We start from the raw sequence: 19,036 nt of genomic DNA on the forward strand, positions 1-19,036 counted from the left end.
AGACGCACCCCCGTGGCACGGCGTCAGAGCGGCAGGGTTATACCCAGCTCCTGCATCGCGGTCGATGGTGGACCGCCTTCGGAGCGTTCGGTCTTGTACCCCTTGGTTCCGGCTTCCAGAGTCCGCGGGTCGACCGCTTCGGCAGGAGCTCCGGTTTCGTAGAGGCCCTCGGGCTCGGTGTCGCGGTCATGCGGCAGCAGCCAGAACACGCGGCGGCGAAAGGTGCCCGAGGAGCGAGAGGCTTTGGCCTGGGGGGCGAGGATCGCGTAGCCGACCATGCGTCCGCCACGGTGGTAGGCGGGTTTGCCCCGGCGGGTGGGCAGTCGGTCCAGGCTCTGGCGTACGTAGTCCAGGCCGGTGACGTCCTCAAGCCAGACGAGCTCACACTCGTGCCGGATCTCGTCCTCAGTGATCAGGGAGCTCATGCCCTCTCCTCGTCCGCCAGCAGTCCGATGCCCGGGTAATACTTCCGCGAATTGGACAGAATCATCTCCTTGGGCGAGGCCAGACCGACCAGCTCGCGGGCGCGTGCGGCGAACGCGCGGGAGGAGATGACCGGTGCACCTTCATTCTGGCACCAGGTCTTGTACTCGGCATACAGCCGGGCTTGCTCAGCTCGGGACTCGGGAGTGAGAAGGCAGCACTCCTCGAAGAAACGGCCGATGTGGTCCTCGGTCTCCGCGTACGCAGTGGTGGCGATGCGAACGCGAGCGGGCCCGGTGAGGTCTTTGTCTCCGGCGAGGTAGCGGCGGGCGCCCTCGATGACCCAGCCCAGGATACCCGGGCCTTCCTCGGTGACGAGGATGTCGGCCAGATTGTCGATCTTGCGGTCATCGGAAACGACCTTCTCGAAGGGGATCAGGCGCATGCGGCGCCAGAACGCGAAGCCGCCGGTGCCGACTTCAGGCCGGTGATTGGCCAGGAGCCATAGCTTGTGCGTCGGGGTGAAGGAGAACGGGTCCTGGCGCATGCGGCGGGCCTTGATGCGGTCGCCGCCGGTGAGGTGCTTGACACGACCCTCGTCGAACTTGTCGCCGGGCTTGACCTCAGAGCAGACGTATACGCGGCGGCCATGGAGTTCGGCGAGGTCGGTGGGGTGTCCCTCGAAGGGGCGTGCCATAAGGAAGCCGGGCGGCGCCGCGTCGGCGTAATCACCCAGAAGTTTCATCATGACGTCCAGAAGGACTGACTTGCCGTTCTTTCCCGAGCCGAAGAGGAAGGGCATAACCTGCGCGCCGACGTCTCCGGTGGCCGAGTAACCGAGCAGCAGCTGCAGGAAGTTGATCATTTCCAGGCCTTCGGGGTCGTCACCGAAGGTGTCGGTCAAGAAGCGCTGCCAGCGCGGGATGGGGCCCTGCTGCGGGCCGACGGAAGTGGAACGGGAGTGGAAGTCCTTGTTCGGGTCGGGGGTGCGCAGCAGGCCGGTGCGAAGGTCGGCGATCCCTGCGGGAGTGCACAGGACGTAGGGGTCGCCGTCCAGGGAGTTGGCATTGAGCACCATGCCCGGGGCGGCTTTGGCCTGGGAGAGCATGGCGTTGATGCCGGAGGTACTCATGGCCCGCCGGATGTGCTTGGTCAGGGCTGAGTCGCTGAACTTGCCGCGGCGGTCAGTGGTGGCAAAAGACTCGGCGAGGTCCCCGGCGGCCCAGACGACGGTGTCGTCCTCGTCAGGCTGCCAGCGGGTCCCCTGCCAGCGATACCAGCCAAGGCCTGGGACATGACGGTAGTCCGTGCCGTACAGCTTGACGAACAGCTTGGCGTTGCCGCGGTCGGTGAGGGTGTCCGGCAGCAGACCGGCAGCGGTCGCCTCTCCCCCGAATGCTGCCGGGCCGGGTGCGCTGGTGACTTGGGCGGGCAGGGCCGCAGGCGCCGCCTGTGCACGGATCTGCGCGGCGACGGCTTCGGGGTCGAAGTCGAACAGCACTCCAGGTTCATCGGACGCTGTCATGGGCACCTCCCCGGGTAGAGGGGACGCTGCATGCCGGCCTCCAGGCCACTGCGGAGGATCTGAGCGATGCGGGAGTCTTGGCCTGGACGCGCGGCAGCCGCGACGTCCAGGAGGGCGCGTTCAGTGGCGTCACGGGGCAGAGACCCTGCCGCGATGAGGCCGCCCAGGGTGTAGGCGGCCCGGTTGAGCCGGTCGGAGAAGCCTGCGCCTTGGGCGACTTGGCCGCAGGCGGCGACGTCTTCGAGCGCGGAGTTCAAGGTGCGCTCAACGCTGGCCCGGCTGCCGCCTGCAGCCAACACGGCCTGACGGGCGCGGGGCGGAACGGGACGAGGTGCCGGCACCGCCGCAGTACTGGGTGAGCGGTGGCCGGTGCGTTCGAGCTCGATAGCGAGCCACCCGGGAAGCTGGGCAGGTTGCTCGGCTCCCTCGAGAGGGGTGTAGGTGCCTGAACTCGTCGTGGTCCCTGGGGCGATGATGTAACCGCCGTGAGCACGGACATCAACCTGCCAGGCCAGCGCGCGGGCACGGCCGGAGCCGGTCGAGCACTGCCAGCCAAGGGCCGGGTCGGTTCGGTACCAGATGTGAAGGCCGCCTGAGGGGGTACGGACGCGGAGCGTCGAAGGGTCGGTGGCTGGGTTCGGCATGCCGCGGAGCGCGGCCAGGACCGCCAGAGTATGGAAGCCGCTGGCCAGCCCCGTGAGGTCGATGTGATCACCGATGTGGATCCCTGGCAGGAGCCGGTCCCGGGAAGGGATCTGGACCTGGTGAGCGTCGATGTCGATAACCACCAGACCAGCCCTGCCACAGGCCACTCCTACGCCGAGCTCGGGCCTGGGTCCCCACCACTGTGTGATGCGCGCGGGGTCGAGGGTTGCGGCATGAAATCCGTGGCACCAGCGTCCCTCGGGCAGGCACCGGCAGTTGGCCCGCGCATGGTCCTTGAGACGGCAGTTCTCACAGTTGGCTGCCGGGGTCTTCCTGCCTGGGGCAAGGGGATGGACAGGCCAGCCGCGGGCCGCACACTTCCTGGCTGTGGCGAGCGACTGGGCAGCGACCGAAGACTCCAGGGGCAGCTGCTGTGAGTCGCTGCGAGGAAAACGCAGCTCAGCAGGCATGTACTTCCCCTATCAGCTACTGAAGCGACTCAACGACGGACATAGATTAGCGAACGATCCGCACTAGAGAGCGGAGCCCATGCGGAGAGTCTCCGGCCGTGTCGATGATGAGACCAAATGCCTATCCCCTCAGCGACCGAACTCGGTGGCCAGCGACCAGAGGCGCTTCGGTCGCTGGCAAAGCTCGAAGAGAAAACCCCAGGTCAAGGCGCCCACGCTACAGCAAACAGCGACTGAAGCGACTGAAGCTTCCTATATACGGCTCACGCGCGCGCCCGGGTAATGTCTTCCCATACTCCAACCAGAGTCGCTTCAGTCGCTGATCCCTGAACTTCATAGCTCTGACCTGCACTTATGTGCAATCTGGGTCGCAGCGACCGAAGTTTTTTCCAGTCGCTGGGCCGTTCAGTTCGCTTGTTTTGAGGCCTGTTGGGCGCTCGCTTGCGCCCAACAGGCCAGCGACGCAAGCGACCGAAGCGACCCAACCACATGCATTGCGAACGGCTGCCGCTCGGCGCGGCGTTGTGCCCGAATGAGAGTCGCTTCAGTCGCTGAGGTGGCGCAAGCTTTCCGCGATGGGCTGGGCCAGCTGCGCAGGATCCGCTGGTACCCAGCGGGCCGTCGCAGAGTGAGGTTGGTGCGCCAGTACGCGGCGACCGGCCTCCCGAACTGGTGAGGGCGCAGCCCAGTGAACGGGCTTATCCAGGACGATTCCGAGGCCGTGATCGGCGTATCGGCCGGCCTGGACTCCGGCCGGATCGGCCGGAAGATCTCCGGGAATCTCCGCAGCGTGAGCTGCTTCGTCGTCGAGGGGGACGTAGGCCAGTTTCGTTTCGTCACATCGGGGAGTCGCCAGAAGCGGCGGTTGTTGGCGGACATGGCGTACGCCGTGACGAAGCGGGTGGAGGACGGTGTGGGCAGGGCGGCCCGGATGTATCCGACGGCCTCGCGCGGGCTCGGCCAGGTCGCCAGGTGCCTGGGCTCGGTGGGCATGGGCTCAGCTGCCGATGCGCAGGCAGATCACCTACAGACCGAACTTGTCGGCGTACAACTGCCCAAGGGCCTCGATGGGCACTTTGCTCACCCCGTAGAGGCCGTCAGGGGGGGTGCCGTCTCATGTCGCAGTGCCTCACGCACCACTGAACCGATGGAGCCCGCCGCTCCTGTTAACGCCACTGTGACTCACTGTGCTCCCCCTGTTCTCCGACACCCCCTCCATCTTTGCGTCCGTTGATCAACTCCTTAAGGCTTCGGGGAACCGAACAAGCAGGGTTGGGGGCCGCTTGAGTTAGAGGCAGGGAGGCACAACGAGCGCTGCCCCCCTAACGGGACAGCTCTGAGGTCCGAGCCGCAGCTCCGTTTTTCCTGCTTGACTCCCCCGCTGAGCACTTGGATGAGTGCCCAGGGCCGCTACCTACGTTGGCTGGGAGGGACACTCCTTCTGACGCCTGTGCACAGTGCCGGTGCCTGGCCCTTCGTTGGTCCGTGCCCTCAGCTCGGCAGGCAAGCACCTCCAGACCGCCCGCTCCCTCTTCTTGCCCTGAGAGCCGGGATTCCTGCTCCGTAAGCCTTCCAGGACAAGGTGGCCTACGCAGACTGCGGCGGGGCCCCACCGTGCGCCGAACAAGCCTGCTCACGCAACTCGATGGGCGTCATCCAGAACGAGCAGTGTGTCGGCTTCGCCGGGAGCGTCTTTTGTTCCTGGATTTTTGATACCGATGCATTGCCGACGACGTTAAGTCCATGCTGGGGCCCGACTTCTGCAGTAGTCCAAGGAGCCGTCGACTCTCAGATCCGGTACTGAAGTTAGAGGAAGCCCATGGCCAGCAGAACGGTTGTTGTCGTGACAGCGCTCTTATCGCTCGCTGCGCTCTGCGTGGTGATGACCGCGATGGGACAGACCATCGCAGCAGTGATCACGCTTATCCCGTCGATCGTCTTGGGTGTCCAGCAGATTCTTCAGGCGCACAGTCAGCATGCCGATGCGCGTCGTGTTGCCGACAGGCCGATGGATGATGATGAGGAGCAGGTGGCGTGACCACACCAATGCCGCCTAGGTTGAGCGGGCCGGTGCGAGCACGCCAGGGCCGCAGACTAGGTCCGATCATCCCTGGTACTGGGCCCACTCACCGAGCCTGGCTCCAGCCGTTACGGGAGGCATACCAGACCAGCGGTATGACCATCGACCAGCTTAAAACCGGTTGGCCGCGCTCGAAGATCAGTGAGCTGTTGCGGGCTGCGGACCACTCCCCGAGTTGGACGATAGTCCAAGGCCTGCTGCAGGCGCTCCGGCCGAGGGAATCAATCGACGCTATTCGTGGACTGTGGGTGCTAGCTGCCCTTGAGGCGAACAAACGCCCTACCTGGATCATCGGATGTGTCCCGAGGGATCTTCAGGACTGTCAGCGACCCAGATACTTCAAGGACTTCGAGGAGCGGTATGCCGCTCCTACGCCCGGACCTCGCACAGCTCTGCCGATGCGCAGCGTGCGGTTAACGACGTATTCCGTTTGTTGTTGCTGGTGTGGGTGGGGGCGGAGACCATCTCAGGAGTGAGGATGTGCGGCAGAGTCTTAGACGATACTCCTCCCTCGGGCAGCTTCCAAGGTCTGGGCGCGGCCGCCTTTGGGGCCATGGAGCTGTCTCCAGAGAGTGCCTGTGCCACGCCGCTGAGGCAGATCGACGAGTTCGCGGCGCTGTCAGACGCACTGCGCCAGCGGCCGCCCGCTAGTTGGATGTGATGGTCCTGGCGCACCTGTGTGGCATACGGGACACCCGTTGTCACCGATGCCCTTGGCTGTCCTGTCGTCTAGACGCCCTCCCATCGGGGACACGTTCAACGCAGCCGGAACGACTGTCTCTTCGCTAACCAATCAGCCCCGTCCGGTGTTCTCAGGCGGGGCGCCGAGCAACCTTGCTCCGCCTCACCCGACCTGATGGCGACGCAAAAACCCAGGACCGGCTCCGTGCCCTGAATGTCCGGTGCCGGGCCCAGAGGCCTGCCCCTGGGCCCGGGTCTCGATCTGCGGCTGGGGTCTCCCGCAGGGCACCCCCTACGCATGAGGGGGCTGATGCCTTGCCATGCTCCCGCGGGGCGGGCCGGACCAGGAGCAGCGTGCTCAGGGCGCGCGTCAGGCACAGGCCCCAGGCAGAGGCGCTGTAGTCGGTGGGCAAAAGCAAGAGCCAGATGCCGAATGCAGCGAACTGGCCGATGGCCAGCATCCGGTCCTGCATCTGCGTCCAGCGAGAGTCGGGACCCCGTGCCGCTCCGGTGAGACTGATCAGCACTCCCCCGAGCATGGGCCCGCAGAACCCGGTGAGGGTGTTCGTGGAGGCCAGCTGCGAATGGGCCTCCACGAGCTATTCCCTGCTGACCAGGGCCGGGAAAGACGACAACCTGGCCGCCATCCCGATCACCTGCGCAGAGCCTATGACGAAAGCTCCCGCGTACAACTGGACCAGCGTGAGACGCCAGAACACGGCACTGGCAACCACAGCGGCCATCTCCACGCCACTGAACCAAAGCAGTCGCCACCATCGGAGGCTGCCTGCGGTGAAGAACGCACCAGACACTCGCGTACAGCGAGAACAGCCGCAAAGGCAGCCTCCGCACGGTAGCCGGCGCCGCTGTCTACCACGTCGTGGCGTGCAGTGCCACCATGGCGACGAGCGGCACAGCTCCTGAACTGAGTGCAGAGCTGAGAGGATCACCAGCCTGCCTGTACCAGTACCGCCGGAAGCCGGCGTGATGCTCCATGCCGCAGCACACCCGCGCCGTCACGGCTGACCCTCCCGCCGGCGGATACGGGAACTGAACACGCGGCGATGAGGCGATGCCCGCCAGTTCCACAGAGCGTGCCCGCTGCCTCCGCGCCCGCACCGCTGCGCCGCCGGGCACTATCGCGAGCGGCGATGCTCCGGGTACCTCCGCAGTCCGCCGCAGCGGGGCAGAGGGTTTGCCCCGGCCGCTGTGTCCACCGGCGCGCACCACCGTCCGTCCACCGGGACCGCCGGGCCGGAGGCGCCGCGTGGTGGCGGCCAGGGATCTCCGTGGCTCTTCCCGCCTCCCCTCCCCCGCGCCCTCTCAAGCTGACTGCGTGCGCTTGACGAGGCTGCGGAGCAGGGCAGCTGTCTGCGTTCCAGGAGGCAGGCCACTGCTGCCCGTGCGGGCCAGCACGCTAGACATCGTGCTAGCCATCACGCTAGGCGGTGTGTCAGCCGTCGTGTGCGCCGTCGTGTGTCAGCAGACGCCTCCAGGTCCGGCCACCCGGGTGATTCCCTCCTACCCGTACGTCGCCATCGCGTGTGTCGCCCTGGACGAGTACACGCACACTCATACATTCGATCATCACATGATGTCCGGAATGTGATGGGAAGTGATGTGCGTGGCTGTAGTTGACGTGAGACTCGACCTCGTCGATCTCACCGGAGTGAAGGCCGCGCTGCGTCGCCGTATGCAGCTCATGGCCGAAGGCCTGTTCGCGGCGAAGACCCTCGTGGTCGTCAATGGCAAGGGCGGTGTCGGAAAGAGCAGCCTGTCCGCGGCTCTGGCCGCGGCCCTGGCAAAGACCGGGCTCCGCGTGCTGCTCATGGAGATGGATGAGCAGGGCAACCACTGCGAGGACCTGGGCACCTCCGCCACGGTGCTCGCCGACGACGGCCAGGCGCAGGCCGCAGCGATCCTCGACGGCAAGCCGTTGACACCGACCGGAGAGGCGCGTCCAGGTCTGTTCGTCGTCCCGGGTGGATCCGCACTCGAAGCAGTCGTCGAAGAGCTCTACTGCCAGCGGCGCCTGGCCGCACTGAGCGGCGACCCCGAAGACCAGCTTGCTTGGATGGGCATGTACGCCGCCGCGATCGACGCCGTCCGCGACGACTACGACGTCATCATCCTGGACGTCGCCCCCGGCTGCGAGCCGCTGCAACTCCAGGCGCTGGTCGCCGGCGAGAGAGTCCTCATCCCGTCCAAGTCGGATCCGTCCTCACGCAAAGGCTTGCGGACCGTGGCCCGGCGCTTTGCGCACGCCCGTGGCCTCAACCCGATGCTGGCCCTCCTCGGCGTCGTGGTCTTCGCGACGAACTCGTCCGCGACCCGAGTACAGGAAAGGATCAAGGAACAGCTGTCCCAGGATCTCAACGGCGCCGCTCGAGTCATGGAGCAGACGATCCGTCATGTCGAAGCGGCCGCTGTGGTCTGCCGCACCCACGGCAGACTCCCGATGGAGCTGGCCTCAGCCAGCGATGTCGATCCCAAGCTGCGGCCTTCGATGAAGGCCCTGGCCGGTGACTATCGATCGCTGGCACTGGAGGTCTTGCAGGTGAAGGCGGAACTTGACCGCACCGAACTGGAGAAAGGCCACGCAGCATGAGCAAAAGCAAGACGACGGCCCAGTCCGGCAAGCCGGCCAAACGCGGCGGCCTGCCCGAGGATGATGCACTTGACGCCTTCTCCCTGGACGCCGGCGCCGCACACTCCGCCTTCGCTCCCCGCACTCGGCAACCCCAGTCCACGGTCGCCCCGGTGGACAGCGCGAACAGTGGGGGAGGGGAGCAGCCCAGCGCGCGGCCCTCCGCTCAGCCGGCCCCCCGGAGCACGCCGGCATCTCCCCCTTTCGTCCCGGCCTCATCCAGGAACACGGCAACGCGCATGGACCGGCCACCCGCTGCTCCCAGCAGCACTACGCCTGTCGAGGTTCCAGCCGTCTCGACCGGTGACCGCGCACATGAGGCAACCCAGTGCACGATCATGGTTGAAGGACAGGTGCGGAAGCGGTTCGCGAACTACCAGACACTGAAACGCCTGGAGACGGGCCACGAGCCGACCAATGCCGTCGTCGTACGCCGGGCCTTCCTGCACGCCAAGAAGGAAGACCTGTGGGCACAGCTCCGTGAGCGAGCCCGGCACCGCCAGCAACCTGTCACCGAGGACGACCTCGACCCGGACGGTCTCTTTGGCGACGTCCCCGCCCGGCGTGTGGAGCGCGGCGTCATCCGCGGTTCCGTCCAGCAGAGCTTCCGCCCGTCATGGCAGGAACTCGCCGTCTACGACAGCTACGCAGAGCAGCTCCAGTTCGGGAACCGCAGTGTGTTCCTCGATACGGTTCTGGACGCCTTCCTGCCGGACCTGCCCGTCAGCGGGCGCCGAACGAACCGCTGACCAGAGCCAGGAGGGGAGCACCCGGTGCGGCAGAGCGGCCTGTCGCGAGGATCCGTCGACCGGTGCTCCCGCCTGCCTCCCCGGGGCAGATGAGTTCTTGACGAGGGGCAGGACTTCGGGGGAGTACCGAGCTGAAGGACGGGCAAGAACTGCTTCGCGGTTTACCGCGGTAAACCAGCGTCCGATGGGTCGCACCGAGCTGTGCGAGGACCTTTGCGGCTGAGCAGCCGCCCGAGCCACCTCGACGAGACCAGGGCCCACGTTGCGGGCGACCGTGATGCGGCAGCCCAAGCCGTATCCACTGAGAGTTGCCTCTTCCGTGTCTTGGCCAAGTTGACGGGCTTGGCGAAGCACCCCGGCCTCAACCGTGATGGATGAGACAGCCGGCGCCCACCGTCGAGAGAGGGACACAGAGCCTGCTTGGGTCACGGAGGCGGGGACGGATACAGCGACTTCTTGGCCCGGTTGGTCGGACTGGATGATGTCCGACGTGAGGGTCAGGTGCCCGTGATGTGGCTGGTGCGGCTCGAGTCGATTGGAAACGGGATTGCGCACAGATCTGCGTCGCATAGACGTTGTGAACGAGTCCCTGCCGCAAGGGGGAGGGGCACGACAGTGAAAGGAGGGATCAGCCAATGAGTCCCATGACCACCGCGCTTGCGTCCTTCCGGGGCGTGCACCGCGTCTGACCCCGGAGCGGACGGGCACCTTCTTTCACCCGGATGTCCGCCCAAGAAGCGGCCATCAAGCACTACGAAGACGAGCTGGCCCGCTACACAAGCCCACGAGACTGGTGGCGGATCGCAACGCTGCCCAACGGAGAGCCAGTGGGGTTCGTCCTCCCGGCCCACAACGGCTACAACGCGATCATCGCCTACATCGCCGCCCTTCCCACGCACCGCGGCAACCGCTACATCAACGACCTCCTCGCCGAAGGCACTCGCATCCTTGCCGCGCAGGACGTCCCTCGCATCCGCGCGTCCACAGACCTAGGCAACGCCCCGATGGCGAACGCCTTCCAGCGTTCTGGATGGTCTGGAGCTGATCGACCACCGGGCGGGAGCTCCAGATACGGCGCTCCCGCAAACAACCGGGCTGCCTCAGCTCACCGCGCCGCAGTACCTGATCATTTGAGAGGGGATACGACAGACCGGGTTTCGGAGACACCTCGCCGGCGCACCAGCCCTACGCTCATCCCCCTCGTCTACGACAGGGGAGCCGCATGCTCGACCTCCGGCTTCCGCTTGGCCCGTCGCGTCGGCCTGCATTCGGCAACAAGTGGCGCCTGGACTGCTGCGACAGAGCGAGCCATAGCCCGGGAGTGCTCGCGGCGGTGCCGCAGAACGCGTGAGGCAGAACAGCCGAGTTGCGCGCACCGTGGTCCAACGGCCGTGCTGCGCTGGTTTACCGCGGTAAACCAGCGGCACCGGCGTGGTTCCTGTCTCAATTGGGAGAAATGGGAGGTGTCTGTGACCTCCCGGTCTTGCCGGTCTGGAATGATGCTCATGCCCGAAGTACCGGAACACACGGGAAGCATACGGAGCATCAGATGACTGCTGCTGTCTACGTTGTGTCCATCGACCCCCAGGCCTCAACGGTCTGGTGGGCGAACAGGATCAGCGATCTGCCCTTCGATTTCTCTCAGGAGCACGAGACTCCCGAGAACCTCAAGGTCCTCAAGGACACCGGGGCCAAGGTCCATGTCATCGCCAACCAGAAGGGCGGCGTCGGCAAGACCACCACCACGCTCAATCTGGGAGCGGTGGCCGCGGACGTACTCAAGGAGTCCGACTCCCTCAAGCACGTCTTCATCGACACCCCCGGCAGCCTCCAGGACGAGAACCTTCTCCTGGAAGCCCTCAAGTACGCACACGACGTGATCGTCCCGATGCCCCCCGAGGGCCTCGCCTTCGACCCCACGGCCCGCACCATCCAGAAGGTGATCGAGCCGTCCGGCCTCCCGTTCAAGGTGGTCATCAACAACTGGGATCCGCGGGACGGAATTGCTGATCTCGACGACACCAAGGGCTACATCGACGCTCAGGGCTGGCCGCGGGCTCAGGCCGTACTCCGTCGGTACAAGATCCACACCAGGGCCTCGGTGGAAGGAAAGGTCGTCACGCAGTACGCGAAGAATCGCGTAGCCATGGAGGCACGCGAAGACTTCTTCCGGCTGGCGCTCGAACTGGGATATGGAGGTGGCGCCTGATGGGACGTCGCACAAGCCTGGCCACTCTGGCCGGTCAGAAAGTCGATGACGTGCCCGGCAAGAGCGACCCGCTCCTGCTGACACTCGGCCTCGACAAGCTGGTGCCCACCCGCTTCAACCCCCGCCGCAACTTCGGCTCCGATGAGGACCTGAAGGAGTTCGGTCTGGTCCTCAAGAAGCGGCAACTGCAGCCCGCCGTCGTCGTCTCTCGTACCGGCTACCTCAAGCTGTGGCCGGAGGAAGCGGAGAACGTCGGCGCTGCCGCCTACGTAATCGCCAACGGGGAACGCCGATTCCGTGCCTCGGGCGCAGTGGGCCTGACGACCCTGAACGTCGTCCATGACGAGGGAGTGGCGGCCAGCCGGGCCGACTTCCTGGACGCGGTCCTGTCCGAGAACAATGATCGCGAGGACCTCGACCCCATCGAGCGCGCTCTGGGCATCGAGACGATGGTTGCGCAGCTCGGCGGGGCCGACAAGGTTGGCGCGCACTACGGGAAGTCCAAGGGCTGGGTCAGCCAGCAGCGCAAGCTCCTCAAGCTGACCACGGCTCTGCAGCAGTTGGTCAGTCAGGGCGAGCTGTCCATCAGGGTGGGGCGCGACATCGCCGGCCTGCCCCAGGACCAGCAAGCTGCGGCGTGGAAGGAAGAACTGGCCCGCCGGGCCGCGGTACGACAGGCGCCCCGCCCCGCCCCGCAACAGCCCTCGGCCGTCCCTACGCCCGTTCCTGTGGCCGAGCCTGAGGGGGGCCCGTCGAAGGCAGAGCGGTTTACCGCGGTAAACCATCCTGCTGCCGCCGCTGCCACTCCCATCGCCACCGCACCGCCCACCCCGGCGGTGGAACCTGCTCGTGCGCCCAGCGCCGCGGAACCGGACACGGCGGCAGAGCTGAAGGACACCGAGCGTGCTCCGCAGGCCGATCCCGTCCCCGAACCGCGAGTGCCTGAGGCGCTGCCGCAGGAGAACCGCGGCGGGTGGAATTTTCCGTACGCCGACGGGTCAATCTGTGCCCGGTTGCTCATCAATCACATGAGCCGTGACCAGTTGCAGACTCTGGCGCAGCAAGTCGCCGAGCATCTCCAGCAGGAGCCGGCTGTCGCGAGCTGATCATCGCTCGTGCCGTAACGGCCCCGCTTGCCCACCCGCGTGGTGGGGGAGCGGGGCCGAATGCGGTCCTGGCCCCTTCCGGCCGTACCCGAACTGCTGGCACAGAAGACAGAGAAGCCCGGCAGCCGCCGACGAAAAACAGCTGACCACAACCATCGCCCGCTACGGCCGCGTCGACCTCTTCGAACTCGACGACCCCGGCTACATGGAACTCGACCGTCGCGGAGCCGAGCTGCTCTTCCAGGTCCTGACCGGACGCGAAGACAAGAACAGCGTCGCCATCGCCTCCAACGAGTCCTTCGGAGCCTGGACCCGCACCTTCACCCGTCCTCGACTCTGCGCGGGCATCGTTGACCGCCTTACCTTCGGCGGCAACATCATCGATACCGGCAGCAAGTCCTATCGCCTCGCCTGCACCCAGGCCCGAATGGACGAAACCCCCGAAAGCTGAAGGCTCAGTCCCGCCACCAATCCCCGGAATCCTCCAGGACCCGACACAGGTACTCGCCCAACCCGCTCGCCACCCAGATACGTCCATCCGTCTCGTGATCCCAGACGAACACGTCATCACGCGGCGGGACCCTGACGAAGGCGAACTGATCTCCGCCACGTTGTCTCCGAAGAACATCAGCGGTTCGAAGGTCATGTAGGGCTCGGCGAAGTCCACCGAGGCACGGAAGGACGCGTTCTCTTTCGCGATCCGCTCCGCACTCCACACCACGTCGGTTCCGTAATGCCCGCACACTCCGTTGCACTCACGCAGCAGGGCAGCGAGATCCTCGGGAAGCGACTGCCCCAGTACACGTTCAACCTCAGCCAAGGCCTCGCTGGTCGCCGGCGCAGCAAGCTCCGCGTCTGCCGTCACTTCCAGGATCTGTTCACGCCACATCCGGCGAGGATCTCAGGACCTTGAGGATCACGACAACCCAACTTTGCCTTCGACGGCCCGCGCCCAGCCCGAAGTGACATCGAAACTCAGGCTCTGGTCCCATTTCTGTGACCCGTCACGGCAGGTGATTGCTTAGAGACCGAAAAGGGCTTCCTCCTGTTGAGGGATCGGAGAGGCAAGGACATCGCGAAGGCGAGTGATGTCGCGGCGTCACTTCGAGCCGTTCGCAGCGTCGTCCCAAAGTTCGGCGAGTTCAGACCGCTCGGAGGCGACTTACTGATCGTTTCAGAATGAGTCAGTCTGGCTGGACGTCAGTCATCGAGGCGTTGAAGGATCTGCGTGAACTCGCCGCTCTCGATCAGGCCGGTGAGGACCTGGGTCATGTTGCTGATGCCGGCGTCGTGGACGATGAGCCCGTCCGAGCACCAGAAGTAGCGTCCTCCCAGAGCTTCCCCGCTCGCTGCCCACCGCTTCATCAGCGTCTCAACGTGACCAACCGTGCAAATGGTTGCGCTCCACCGAGATCCGTCCCTCAGGCGCACCTCGACGTCAACGTCGTTCACCGCATCGAGGTCCTCGTCGGCGTTCGGCAGGAACGCGGCTTCGAAGTGCTCAGTGTGGACGCGGTACCAGGGTTCATCCCAGCTGCCCGATGGTGTGCCGTGGCTCATCGGACGAGTGTGCCGGGCCGATTCACCCTCCTCAACTGCTTTGGTCTGGCACGCTTCCGGCGTGAACAGCGATCTTGTTCCCGATGATTTGTGGGAGCGGATAGCCCCGCTGCTCCCGACCCGGCCGCCGCGGCGGCACCGGTTTCCCGGTCGGAAGCCGGTCGATGACCGTACTGCACTGGCCGGGATCGTGTATGTCCTGCGCAAGGGTGTGTCCTGGGCGGACGTCCCGTCCGAAAGGATCGGCTGCTCCGGGGCCACCTGCTGGCGGCGACTGCGGGACTGGACCCAGGCCGGGGTATGGGCCCGCCTCCATGGCGCCCTACTTGTCGAGCTGCGGCGTGGAGGGCTGCTGGACATGGATAACTGCGCTGTCGATGGCTCGCACGTCAGGGCCCTCAAAGGGGGGGATCACACCGGGCCTTCGCCGGTCGACCGCAGTCGCCCCGGCAGCAAGCATCATGTGATCGTTGACCGTCACGGCACTCCGCTCGCCGTCTCGTTGACCGGCGGCAACCGGCACGACGTCACCCAACTCATCCCGCTTCTGGACGCGATTCCGAGCATCCGGGGCCGCCGTGGCCGTCCACGGCACAAGCCAAAGCGCCTGTACGCGGACCGGGGCTACGACTTCCGCAAGCACCGTCGGCTCCTGTGGGCCCGTGGCATCGTCCCGAAGATCGCCCAACGCGGCGCCCCGCACGGCTCTGGTCTGGGCAAGACCCGTTGGGTCGTAGAGCGCACGTTCGCGTGGCTCCACCAGTTCAAGCGCCTGCGCATCCGCTACGAGATACACGCAGACCTCCACCAAGGACCCCTCCAACTCGCCTGCGCCATCATCTGCTTGAGGCGCCTACGCACCGCATTCTGAAACCATCAGTTAGTCCAGAGCGTCGACTGTGAGCGTTCGAAGGTCCGTCGGCAACCCTGGCAGCGGCTCTGAGGGGCCGTAGTTCGAACATGTCCGTTCGCCGTCCGGATGCTGAGCGGCGACCAGGGCGACCGCGGCCACAGCTCGCTCGCCGTCGGAGGCACCCAGGAAATCCGCTCAGTCAGCGGCACGTATGAGCGCGCCGCGGATCATGGCTTCGCGTTCTTCCAGGGCTGCCTCGTCCAGGCCACCTCCGAAGTCGGCGCCGGTGTCGCTATCGAAGGGGCCGATGTTCCAGGTGCCCATTTCCCTCCTCGCTCGGCCGTCGGGAGATCGTCGCATTGGTCACCGACAGTGCGGTCAGGAGACAAGCAGTACCCGCTTGCGCAGGAGCTAGAAGCCCGTGTGGCCGTACCTGCCGCTTGATAACTTGATCCTTCTCACGTGCCTTTCGACGACACCTGAGCTCAGTGGCAGGGCCAGGCCGGCGATGACCGCGTCGAGGTCGCGTTCGAGGTGCTGGGCGAATCGGCTCAGGCTTGGCAGGTCGGTGGCGGTCCGGGCGGAAGCGATCCACTCCGGCAGATGGTGCCCTGCGACTCGGTGACCATGTGGGCGAAAGAGCGCATGTAGTCGACGAGTGTGGTCGGTTCAAGGCAGCTGGCCAGGACGGCCTTGAATCGGAGTCCGTCACCTTCTGGCAGGGTGTCAGGGTGGGTGGGGATCCAGCGCGTGACGGCGCGAGCCGAAGGTGGTCGCGGGCCGATGGGGTGGGGTCTACCGCGAAGGTTCCCTGCTGACGTAGTGCCGGACGCTGGCGTATCCACGGGCATAGCCCTGCAAAGTGCCGCTCCCACTTCAACGCGCGTTCCTCTACGCCCTGGACCGGCTGGTACCCGTTGTGAACTTCGGGCAGGAGCAAGCCCTCAACCCACACTGGTGGCAGCAGTGTCTTGTTGCGGCACTGATCGCAGCGGGCTGGAACCTGGCGATCACCATCGCTGTCGGACTGCCGGAAAGCCTTTCCCGTCAGTGTCCTGCCGCGGCGAGCTGAAGTGAGCGACGAGGTACACCGGATTCGGCCCGAGCACAGGCACGTCTGGAAGCGTGTGATCCGGGTGTACACCCGGATCACGACGACGCTTGGACTGGGGCCAGGAGAACGGCCCTCACCGGATCCCTTGGCGCCCGGGGTTCACGGAGTGCTCGCTGGGACTGGTCGCGCAGCATCCCCACTACCGTTCGGTTTCCGTCACGAAGAGCAGCGGGCTTTGCGATGAGCTGGTCAGTCACGCCAGCGAACCGCGGACAGCGGCAAGGAGCCTGTCTCTTGCTCTCATCGTTAGCCACAGTGCCACGGAACCGTGACGGAAGCCGAGAAGACAGCCACAAATGCGGCGGTGGACCGAAGCGGAGGCGCTGTGCGGCCCGCTGGCGGACGATCTCCGCCTCGAATGACCAGCCATACCGGTGCTTGAGCGTTCGGCCGTGCATAGGCCCATTCTGTCGGTCGTTTTTTTGACTATTTGTCAAATTTGTTAGAGATTTGCTATCTTGCCGATCCTCCGAGCATCGTTGCCACTCGGATCGGCCCCCAGACAAGCGCGCGGTGTCCGAGGGTGACAGTCGTTCCCGCTGCGGGGAATGTCTGGACAATCAGCTTCGTGAACGACGCGTGCTCCCACCGCGGCCGAGCCGCCAGGCTCGAGCTCAAAGCGCTTCACTCATTGGATGCGGGTGCCCCACGACATGCGCGCGCTCGTCGATGCCGTGCAGCCCTTCGTAGGGCACGCCAAAGCCGACCGTGGCCGGGATACCACGCATGGCGAGCAGGTTGCCGATGTGGAGGGCCTTGCGGTCTTCGGCTTGACCGCGACCCCCGCCTGCGCGGCGGCGTTCAGCGGGGTGGCGGCGGGCTGCTCGTCCTCGCTGAGAGGCGGGTCAGAAGACGCGGGCCTCGAACAGGAGCCGATCGATGGCGTCGCGGTTCACGAAGGCATAGGCAGTTGGCCGCGCAGGTGTGAGCTGTCATGGGCAGAGGTCCCATCCCAGGACTTGAGACACGATAGGTCCGTCTCCTCGCATCGTGTGCGAGGAGACGGACCTATCGATGTCAGCGCGCCCAGGCGACGGGTGCACCACGGTAGGAGGTCGGGTATCCCGGCCGCGGTTACCGCAGCTGCCGGGTGCCGTAGCGCGGTGACCGGCACGGCGCCGGATTCGGTGGCCGACGCCCAGACCATGCGTCAGGTGTCGTCCCACTCGCATCCGCAGCCGTGGTGGGGGTGCGGATGCCGTGAGTACACGCCGTAGGTGAGGACGGCGCGTGGGATGCGGAGGATGAGGAACGCTGAATCGTCGCCGGGCAGAGGTGCAGGTTCCGCGAGCCATGGATCCGGAACATGAACGCGGCAGCGGCCTCGATGACGTCGGCCCACGTCTGGTGCCCGAGCACGAGGAACACGACCGGGTACGGGTGCTCGTCGGTGGGCCCTTCGAGTCCGGTGATATGGAGGCCCGCGTGGGCGAGGAAGTCGTTCTTCGTCGTGTCCTCGCTGGGTGTCCAGAGCTGTTCGACGGGGTGCATGGTGCCGTCGTCGCCCTCGCTGGTCTCGATCTCGTACGAGGCCGGGGCGGTCACGCGCTCGCCCCCACGATGGCTGCGTTCAGGAGCGCCACGGCGTCGGCCTCGTACGGGGCGTCGAACAGCTGGTGATCGCTGACGTCGAACGGCCCGAACCGCGCGCTGACTCGGTGTCCGGGCACGAGGGTGATCTCGCGTCCGTCCAGTGCGGCGGTGAGCCGGTCGTAGTCCTGCTGGGCGTGGCAGGTCTGGGTGTACGGGCCGAGGCGCAACAAAGTGAAGCCGTCGAGGCTGTCGTCGCGTTCGCGGGTCTCGATGCGGAGGGCGTAGTGCGCGGGTTCCATGCCGACACCGTCGGGCAGGACCAGGCCTGCGGCTGCGTGGGTGAGCATCGCGTGCCCCGGCTGCCAGAAGCCGAGGATCGCGGTCGTTGCGCAGCGCAGCCAGCCGCGCTCGGTGTAGCCGATCTGGCGGCCGTGGAGGCAGACGCGCGCGTGTGGGGTGTCGGGGTGGAGTAGGGCAACGGCGACCATGTCGGGGCCGTAGTCGTCGCTGGGCCGGGTGTGCGCGGGTTCCACGAACAGTACGCTGCTCCGGTGCCCGACCCGCAGCCTTGCTGGTCGGTTTCAGCATCCGCTTGCTTCGAGAGGCTGCACCCCTGCGGTTTCCTCGCTGGCCTGAGGATTAGATGCCACCGTCTTACGCAACCATCCATCGGTGTCTATCCTTGGAGGCATGGCTGTGATGACACTTCGTATCCCGGACGACCTGGACCCCTCAATCCGTGCCGGCGCGGAGGCAGCGGGCATGTCCCTCAATGCGTACATCGTGCGAGCCGCACGACGGCAAGCCGTGCTGGATGCTGCCGAGCAGCTCGCCAAGCTGGGCTTGGGTGATGATCTGAGTGGCGAGGGCGACACTCTGTGAAGCGCGGGGACATCTGGACTCTCGACGGTGGCCGCGACGTCCTCATCGTCTCGCTCGACGGTCTGGAGCAGGCCTTCGGTGCGGTCCTCGTGATTGTGCTGCATCCCTCCGGCCGCTACCCGGACACCGCGATGTCCGTCGTGATCGGCGACCCGCTACCCTGCACCGCAGTCGCCGCCAACCTTCAGCAGCTCCGCGTATCGCGCTTCGAAGATGCCAAATTGCGCGGCAGCGTGGACCCGTCCGTCATGGACCGCGTCGGCCAGGCCCTTCGGGCAGTCCTCGATTTGTAGCGGCAGCACTGCGCTGAGCAGGTAGCTCTCGTTCACCTAGCCGCTCGGCCGCTACGGAGTCCACGGCACATTCGGCGACGACACCCTCAACGCAGTGCAGAACTTCCAGAGCGCCAACAAACTCAAGACGGATGGCATCGTCGGCCCCAACACCTGGGCGAAGCTGCGGGACTGAGGTCGCGACAGGAACGCTAGGCAGTTTCGTTCGGATCTTGCGCGGCTTGTCATACTGCCCGAATGGAGAGGCAAGCCGTAGAGGCGGCACG

General features: G+C 65.9%; 15 protein-coding genes and 5 pseudogenes. 11 read left to right on the forward strand and 9 right to left on the reverse strand.

The window, feature by feature from the left end; translation table 11 throughout:
* Positions 1-23: 23 nt before the first annotated feature.
* From ACIO9J_RS41140 to ACIO9J_RS41155, 4 genes and pseudogenes are all read right to left on the reverse strand, one after another.
* On the reverse strand, positions 24-425 hold the full coding sequence (locus ACIO9J_RS41140; protein WP_402010586.1) for a DUF6009 family protein: 402 nt from the start codon (positions 423-425) through the stop codon (positions 24-26).
* Complete coding sequence (locus ACIO9J_RS41145; protein ID WP_402010587.1) at positions 422-1,948, reverse strand: phage/plasmid primase, P4 family; 1,527 nt, start codon at positions 1,946-1,948, stop codon at positions 422-424. Before ACIO9J_RS41145 ends, ACIO9J_RS41140 begins: the two co-directional genes overlap by 4 nt.
* Complete coding sequence (locus ACIO9J_RS41150) at positions 1,945-3,063, reverse strand: bifunctional DNA primase/polymerase (protein WP_402010589.1); 1,119 nt, start codon at positions 3,061-3,063, stop codon at positions 1,945-1,947. Before ACIO9J_RS41150 ends, ACIO9J_RS41145 begins: the two co-directional genes overlap by 4 nt.
* A 612-nt stretch (positions 3,064-3,675) precedes the next feature.
* Positions 3,676-3,789 (reverse strand): annotated as a pseudogene (locus tag ACIO9J_RS41155) (IS5/IS1182 family transposase); the annotation flags it as partial.
* A gap of 1,093 nt (positions 3,790-4,882) precedes the next feature.
* Between ACIO9J_RS41155 and ACIO9J_RS41160 the strand changes: the two are divergent.
* From ACIO9J_RS41160 to ACIO9J_RS41190, 7 genes and pseudogenes are all read left to right on the forward strand, one after another.
* Positions 4,883-5,101: a hypothetical protein gene (locus ACIO9J_RS41160; RefSeq protein ID WP_402010591.1), complete on the forward strand. Its 219-nt coding sequence runs from the start codon at positions 4,883-4,885 to the stop codon at positions 5,099-5,101.
* A 2,362-nt stretch (positions 5,102-7,463) separates the two neighbouring features.
* The gene (locus tag ACIO9J_RS41165; protein WP_402010592.1) at positions 7,464-8,432 is read left to right on the forward strand and encodes a ParA family protein; all 969 of its coding nucleotides are present in this window, start codon (positions 7,464-7,466) and stop codon (positions 8,430-8,432) included.
* 377 nt (positions 8,433-8,809) lie between these two features.
* Positions 8,810-9,220: a hypothetical protein gene (locus tag ACIO9J_RS41170; RefSeq protein WP_402010594.1), complete on the forward strand. Its 411-nt coding sequence runs from the start codon at positions 8,810-8,812 to the stop codon at positions 9,218-9,220.
* Positions 9,221-9,942: 722 nt separating this feature from the next.
* Positions 9,943-10,269: pseudogene (locus ACIO9J_RS41175) on the forward strand (GNAT family N-acetyltransferase); the annotation flags it as partial.
* Between the two features lie 500 nt (positions 10,270-10,769).
* Positions 10,770-11,429: a ParA family protein gene (locus ACIO9J_RS41180; protein ID WP_402010595.1), complete on the forward strand. Its 660-nt coding sequence runs from the start codon at positions 10,770-10,772 to the stop codon at positions 11,427-11,429.
* On the forward strand, positions 11,429-12,535 hold the full coding sequence (locus ACIO9J_RS41185; protein ID WP_402010597.1) for a ParB/RepB/Spo0J family partition protein: 1,107 nt from the start codon (positions 11,429-11,431) through the stop codon (positions 12,533-12,535). Before ACIO9J_RS41180 ends, ACIO9J_RS41185 begins: the two co-directional genes overlap by 1 nt.
* Positions 12,536-12,659: 124 nt before the next feature.
* Positions 12,660-12,986, forward strand: a pseudogene (locus ACIO9J_RS41190) (ATP-binding protein); the annotation flags it as partial.
* Positions 12,987-13,208: 222 nt separating this feature from the next.
* Here the strand turns inward: ACIO9J_RS41190 and ACIO9J_RS41195 are convergent.
* Positions 13,209-13,424: pseudogene (locus ACIO9J_RS41195) on the reverse strand (SMI1/KNR4 family protein); the annotation flags it as partial.
* 311 nt (positions 13,425-13,735) lie between these two features.
* On the reverse strand, positions 13,736-14,095 hold the full coding sequence (locus ACIO9J_RS41200; protein WP_402010599.1) for a hypothetical protein: 360 nt from the start codon (positions 14,093-14,095) through the stop codon (positions 13,736-13,738).
* A gap of 61 nt (positions 14,096-14,156) precedes the next feature.
* Here ACIO9J_RS41200 and ACIO9J_RS41205 point away from each other — a divergent pair, with 61 nt between their 5' ends.
* Positions 14,157-14,966, forward strand: a complete 810-nt coding sequence (locus tag ACIO9J_RS41205) for an IS5 family transposase (protein ID WP_402010600.1) — start codon at positions 14,157-14,159, stop codon at positions 14,964-14,966.
* Between the two features lie 177 nt (positions 14,967-15,143).
* Here the strand turns inward: ACIO9J_RS41205 and ACIO9J_RS41210 are convergent, their stop codons facing one another.
* The 3 genes from ACIO9J_RS41210 to ACIO9J_RS41220 form a co-directional block, all read right to left on the reverse strand.
* Positions 15,144-15,272, reverse strand: a complete 129-nt coding sequence (locus ACIO9J_RS41210) for a DUF4259 domain-containing protein (RefSeq protein WP_402010602.1) — start codon at positions 15,270-15,272, stop codon at positions 15,144-15,146.
* A 1,864-nt stretch (positions 15,273-17,136) separates the two neighbouring features.
* Positions 17,137-17,607 (reverse strand): hypothetical protein, encoded by a 471-nt coding sequence (locus ACIO9J_RS41215; protein ID WP_402010604.1) that lies wholly within the window; start codon positions 17,605-17,607, stop codon positions 17,137-17,139.
* A complete protein-coding gene (locus tag ACIO9J_RS41220; RefSeq protein WP_402010606.1) occupies positions 17,604-18,128 on the reverse strand; it encodes a hypothetical protein in 525 nt (174 codons plus the stop codon). Before ACIO9J_RS41220 ends, ACIO9J_RS41215 begins: the two co-directional genes overlap by 4 nt.
* A gap of 157 nt (positions 18,129-18,285) precedes the next feature.
* On the opposite strand from ACIO9J_RS41220, the gene ACIO9J_RS41225 reads away from it, so the two are divergent.
* The 3 genes and pseudogenes from ACIO9J_RS41225 to ACIO9J_RS41235 all read left to right on the forward strand — a co-directional run.
* Complete coding sequence (locus ACIO9J_RS41225) at positions 18,286-18,477, forward strand: toxin-antitoxin system HicB family antitoxin (protein ID WP_402010608.1); 192 nt, start codon at positions 18,286-18,288, stop codon at positions 18,475-18,477.
* Entirely contained in the window at positions 18,474-18,770 is a 297-nt protein-coding gene (locus tag ACIO9J_RS41230) for a hypothetical protein (RefSeq protein ID WP_402010610.1), read from the forward strand. The genes ACIO9J_RS41225 and ACIO9J_RS41230 overlap by 4 nt, the downstream gene beginning before the upstream one ends.
* 70 nt (positions 18,771-18,840) lie before the next feature.
* Positions 18,841-18,945: pseudogene (locus tag ACIO9J_RS41235) on the forward strand (peptidoglycan-binding protein); the annotation flags it as partial.
* Positions 18,946-19,036 lie beyond the last annotated feature (91 nt).

It is taken from the genome of Streptomyces sp. NPDC087300 (genome assembly GCF_044744425.1).
Lineage (GTDB): Bacteria > Actinomycetota > Actinomycetes > Streptomycetales > Streptomycetaceae > Streptomyces.

What these genes read in the sequence shown, in the direction of transcription:
- ACIO9J_RS41140 (WP_402010586.1), bottom strand. Translation starts at nt 425, where the DNA reads ATGAGCTCCCTGATCACTGAGGACGAGATCCGGCACGAGTGTGAGCTC.
- ACIO9J_RS41145 (WP_402010587.1), bottom strand. Translation starts at nt 1,948, where the DNA reads ATGACAGCGTCCGATGAACCTGGAGTGCTGTTCGACTTCGACCCCGAA.
- ACIO9J_RS41150 (WP_402010589.1), bottom strand. Translation starts at nt 3,063, where the DNA reads ATGCCTGCTGAGCTGCGTTTTCCTCGCAGCGACTCACAGCAGCTGCCC.
- ACIO9J_RS41160 (WP_402010591.1), top strand. Translation starts at nt 4,883, where the DNA reads ATGGCCAGCAGAACGGTTGTTGTCGTGACAGCGCTCTTATCGCTCGCT.
- ACIO9J_RS41170 (WP_402010594.1), top strand. Translation starts at nt 8,810, where the DNA reads ATGGTTGAAGGACAGGTGCGGAAGCGGTTCGCGAACTACCAGACACTG.
- ACIO9J_RS41180 (WP_402010595.1), top strand. Translation starts at nt 10,770, where the DNA reads ATGACTGCTGCTGTCTACGTTGTGTCCATCGACCCCCAGGCCTCAACG.
- ACIO9J_RS41185 (WP_402010597.1), top strand. Translation starts at nt 11,429, where the DNA reads ATGGGACGTCGCACAAGCCTGGCCACTCTGGCCGGTCAGAAAGTCGAT.
- ACIO9J_RS41200 (WP_402010599.1), bottom strand. Translation starts at nt 14,095, where the DNA reads ATGAGCCACGGCACACCATCGGGCAGCTGGGATGAACCCTGGTACCGC.
- ACIO9J_RS41210 (WP_402010602.1), bottom strand. Translation starts at nt 15,272, where the DNA reads ATGGGCACCTGGAACATCGGCCCCTTCGATAGCGACACCGGCGCCGAC.
- ACIO9J_RS41225 (WP_402010608.1), top strand. Translation starts at nt 18,286, where the DNA reads ATGGCTGTGATGACACTTCGTATCCCGGACGACCTGGACCCCTCAATC.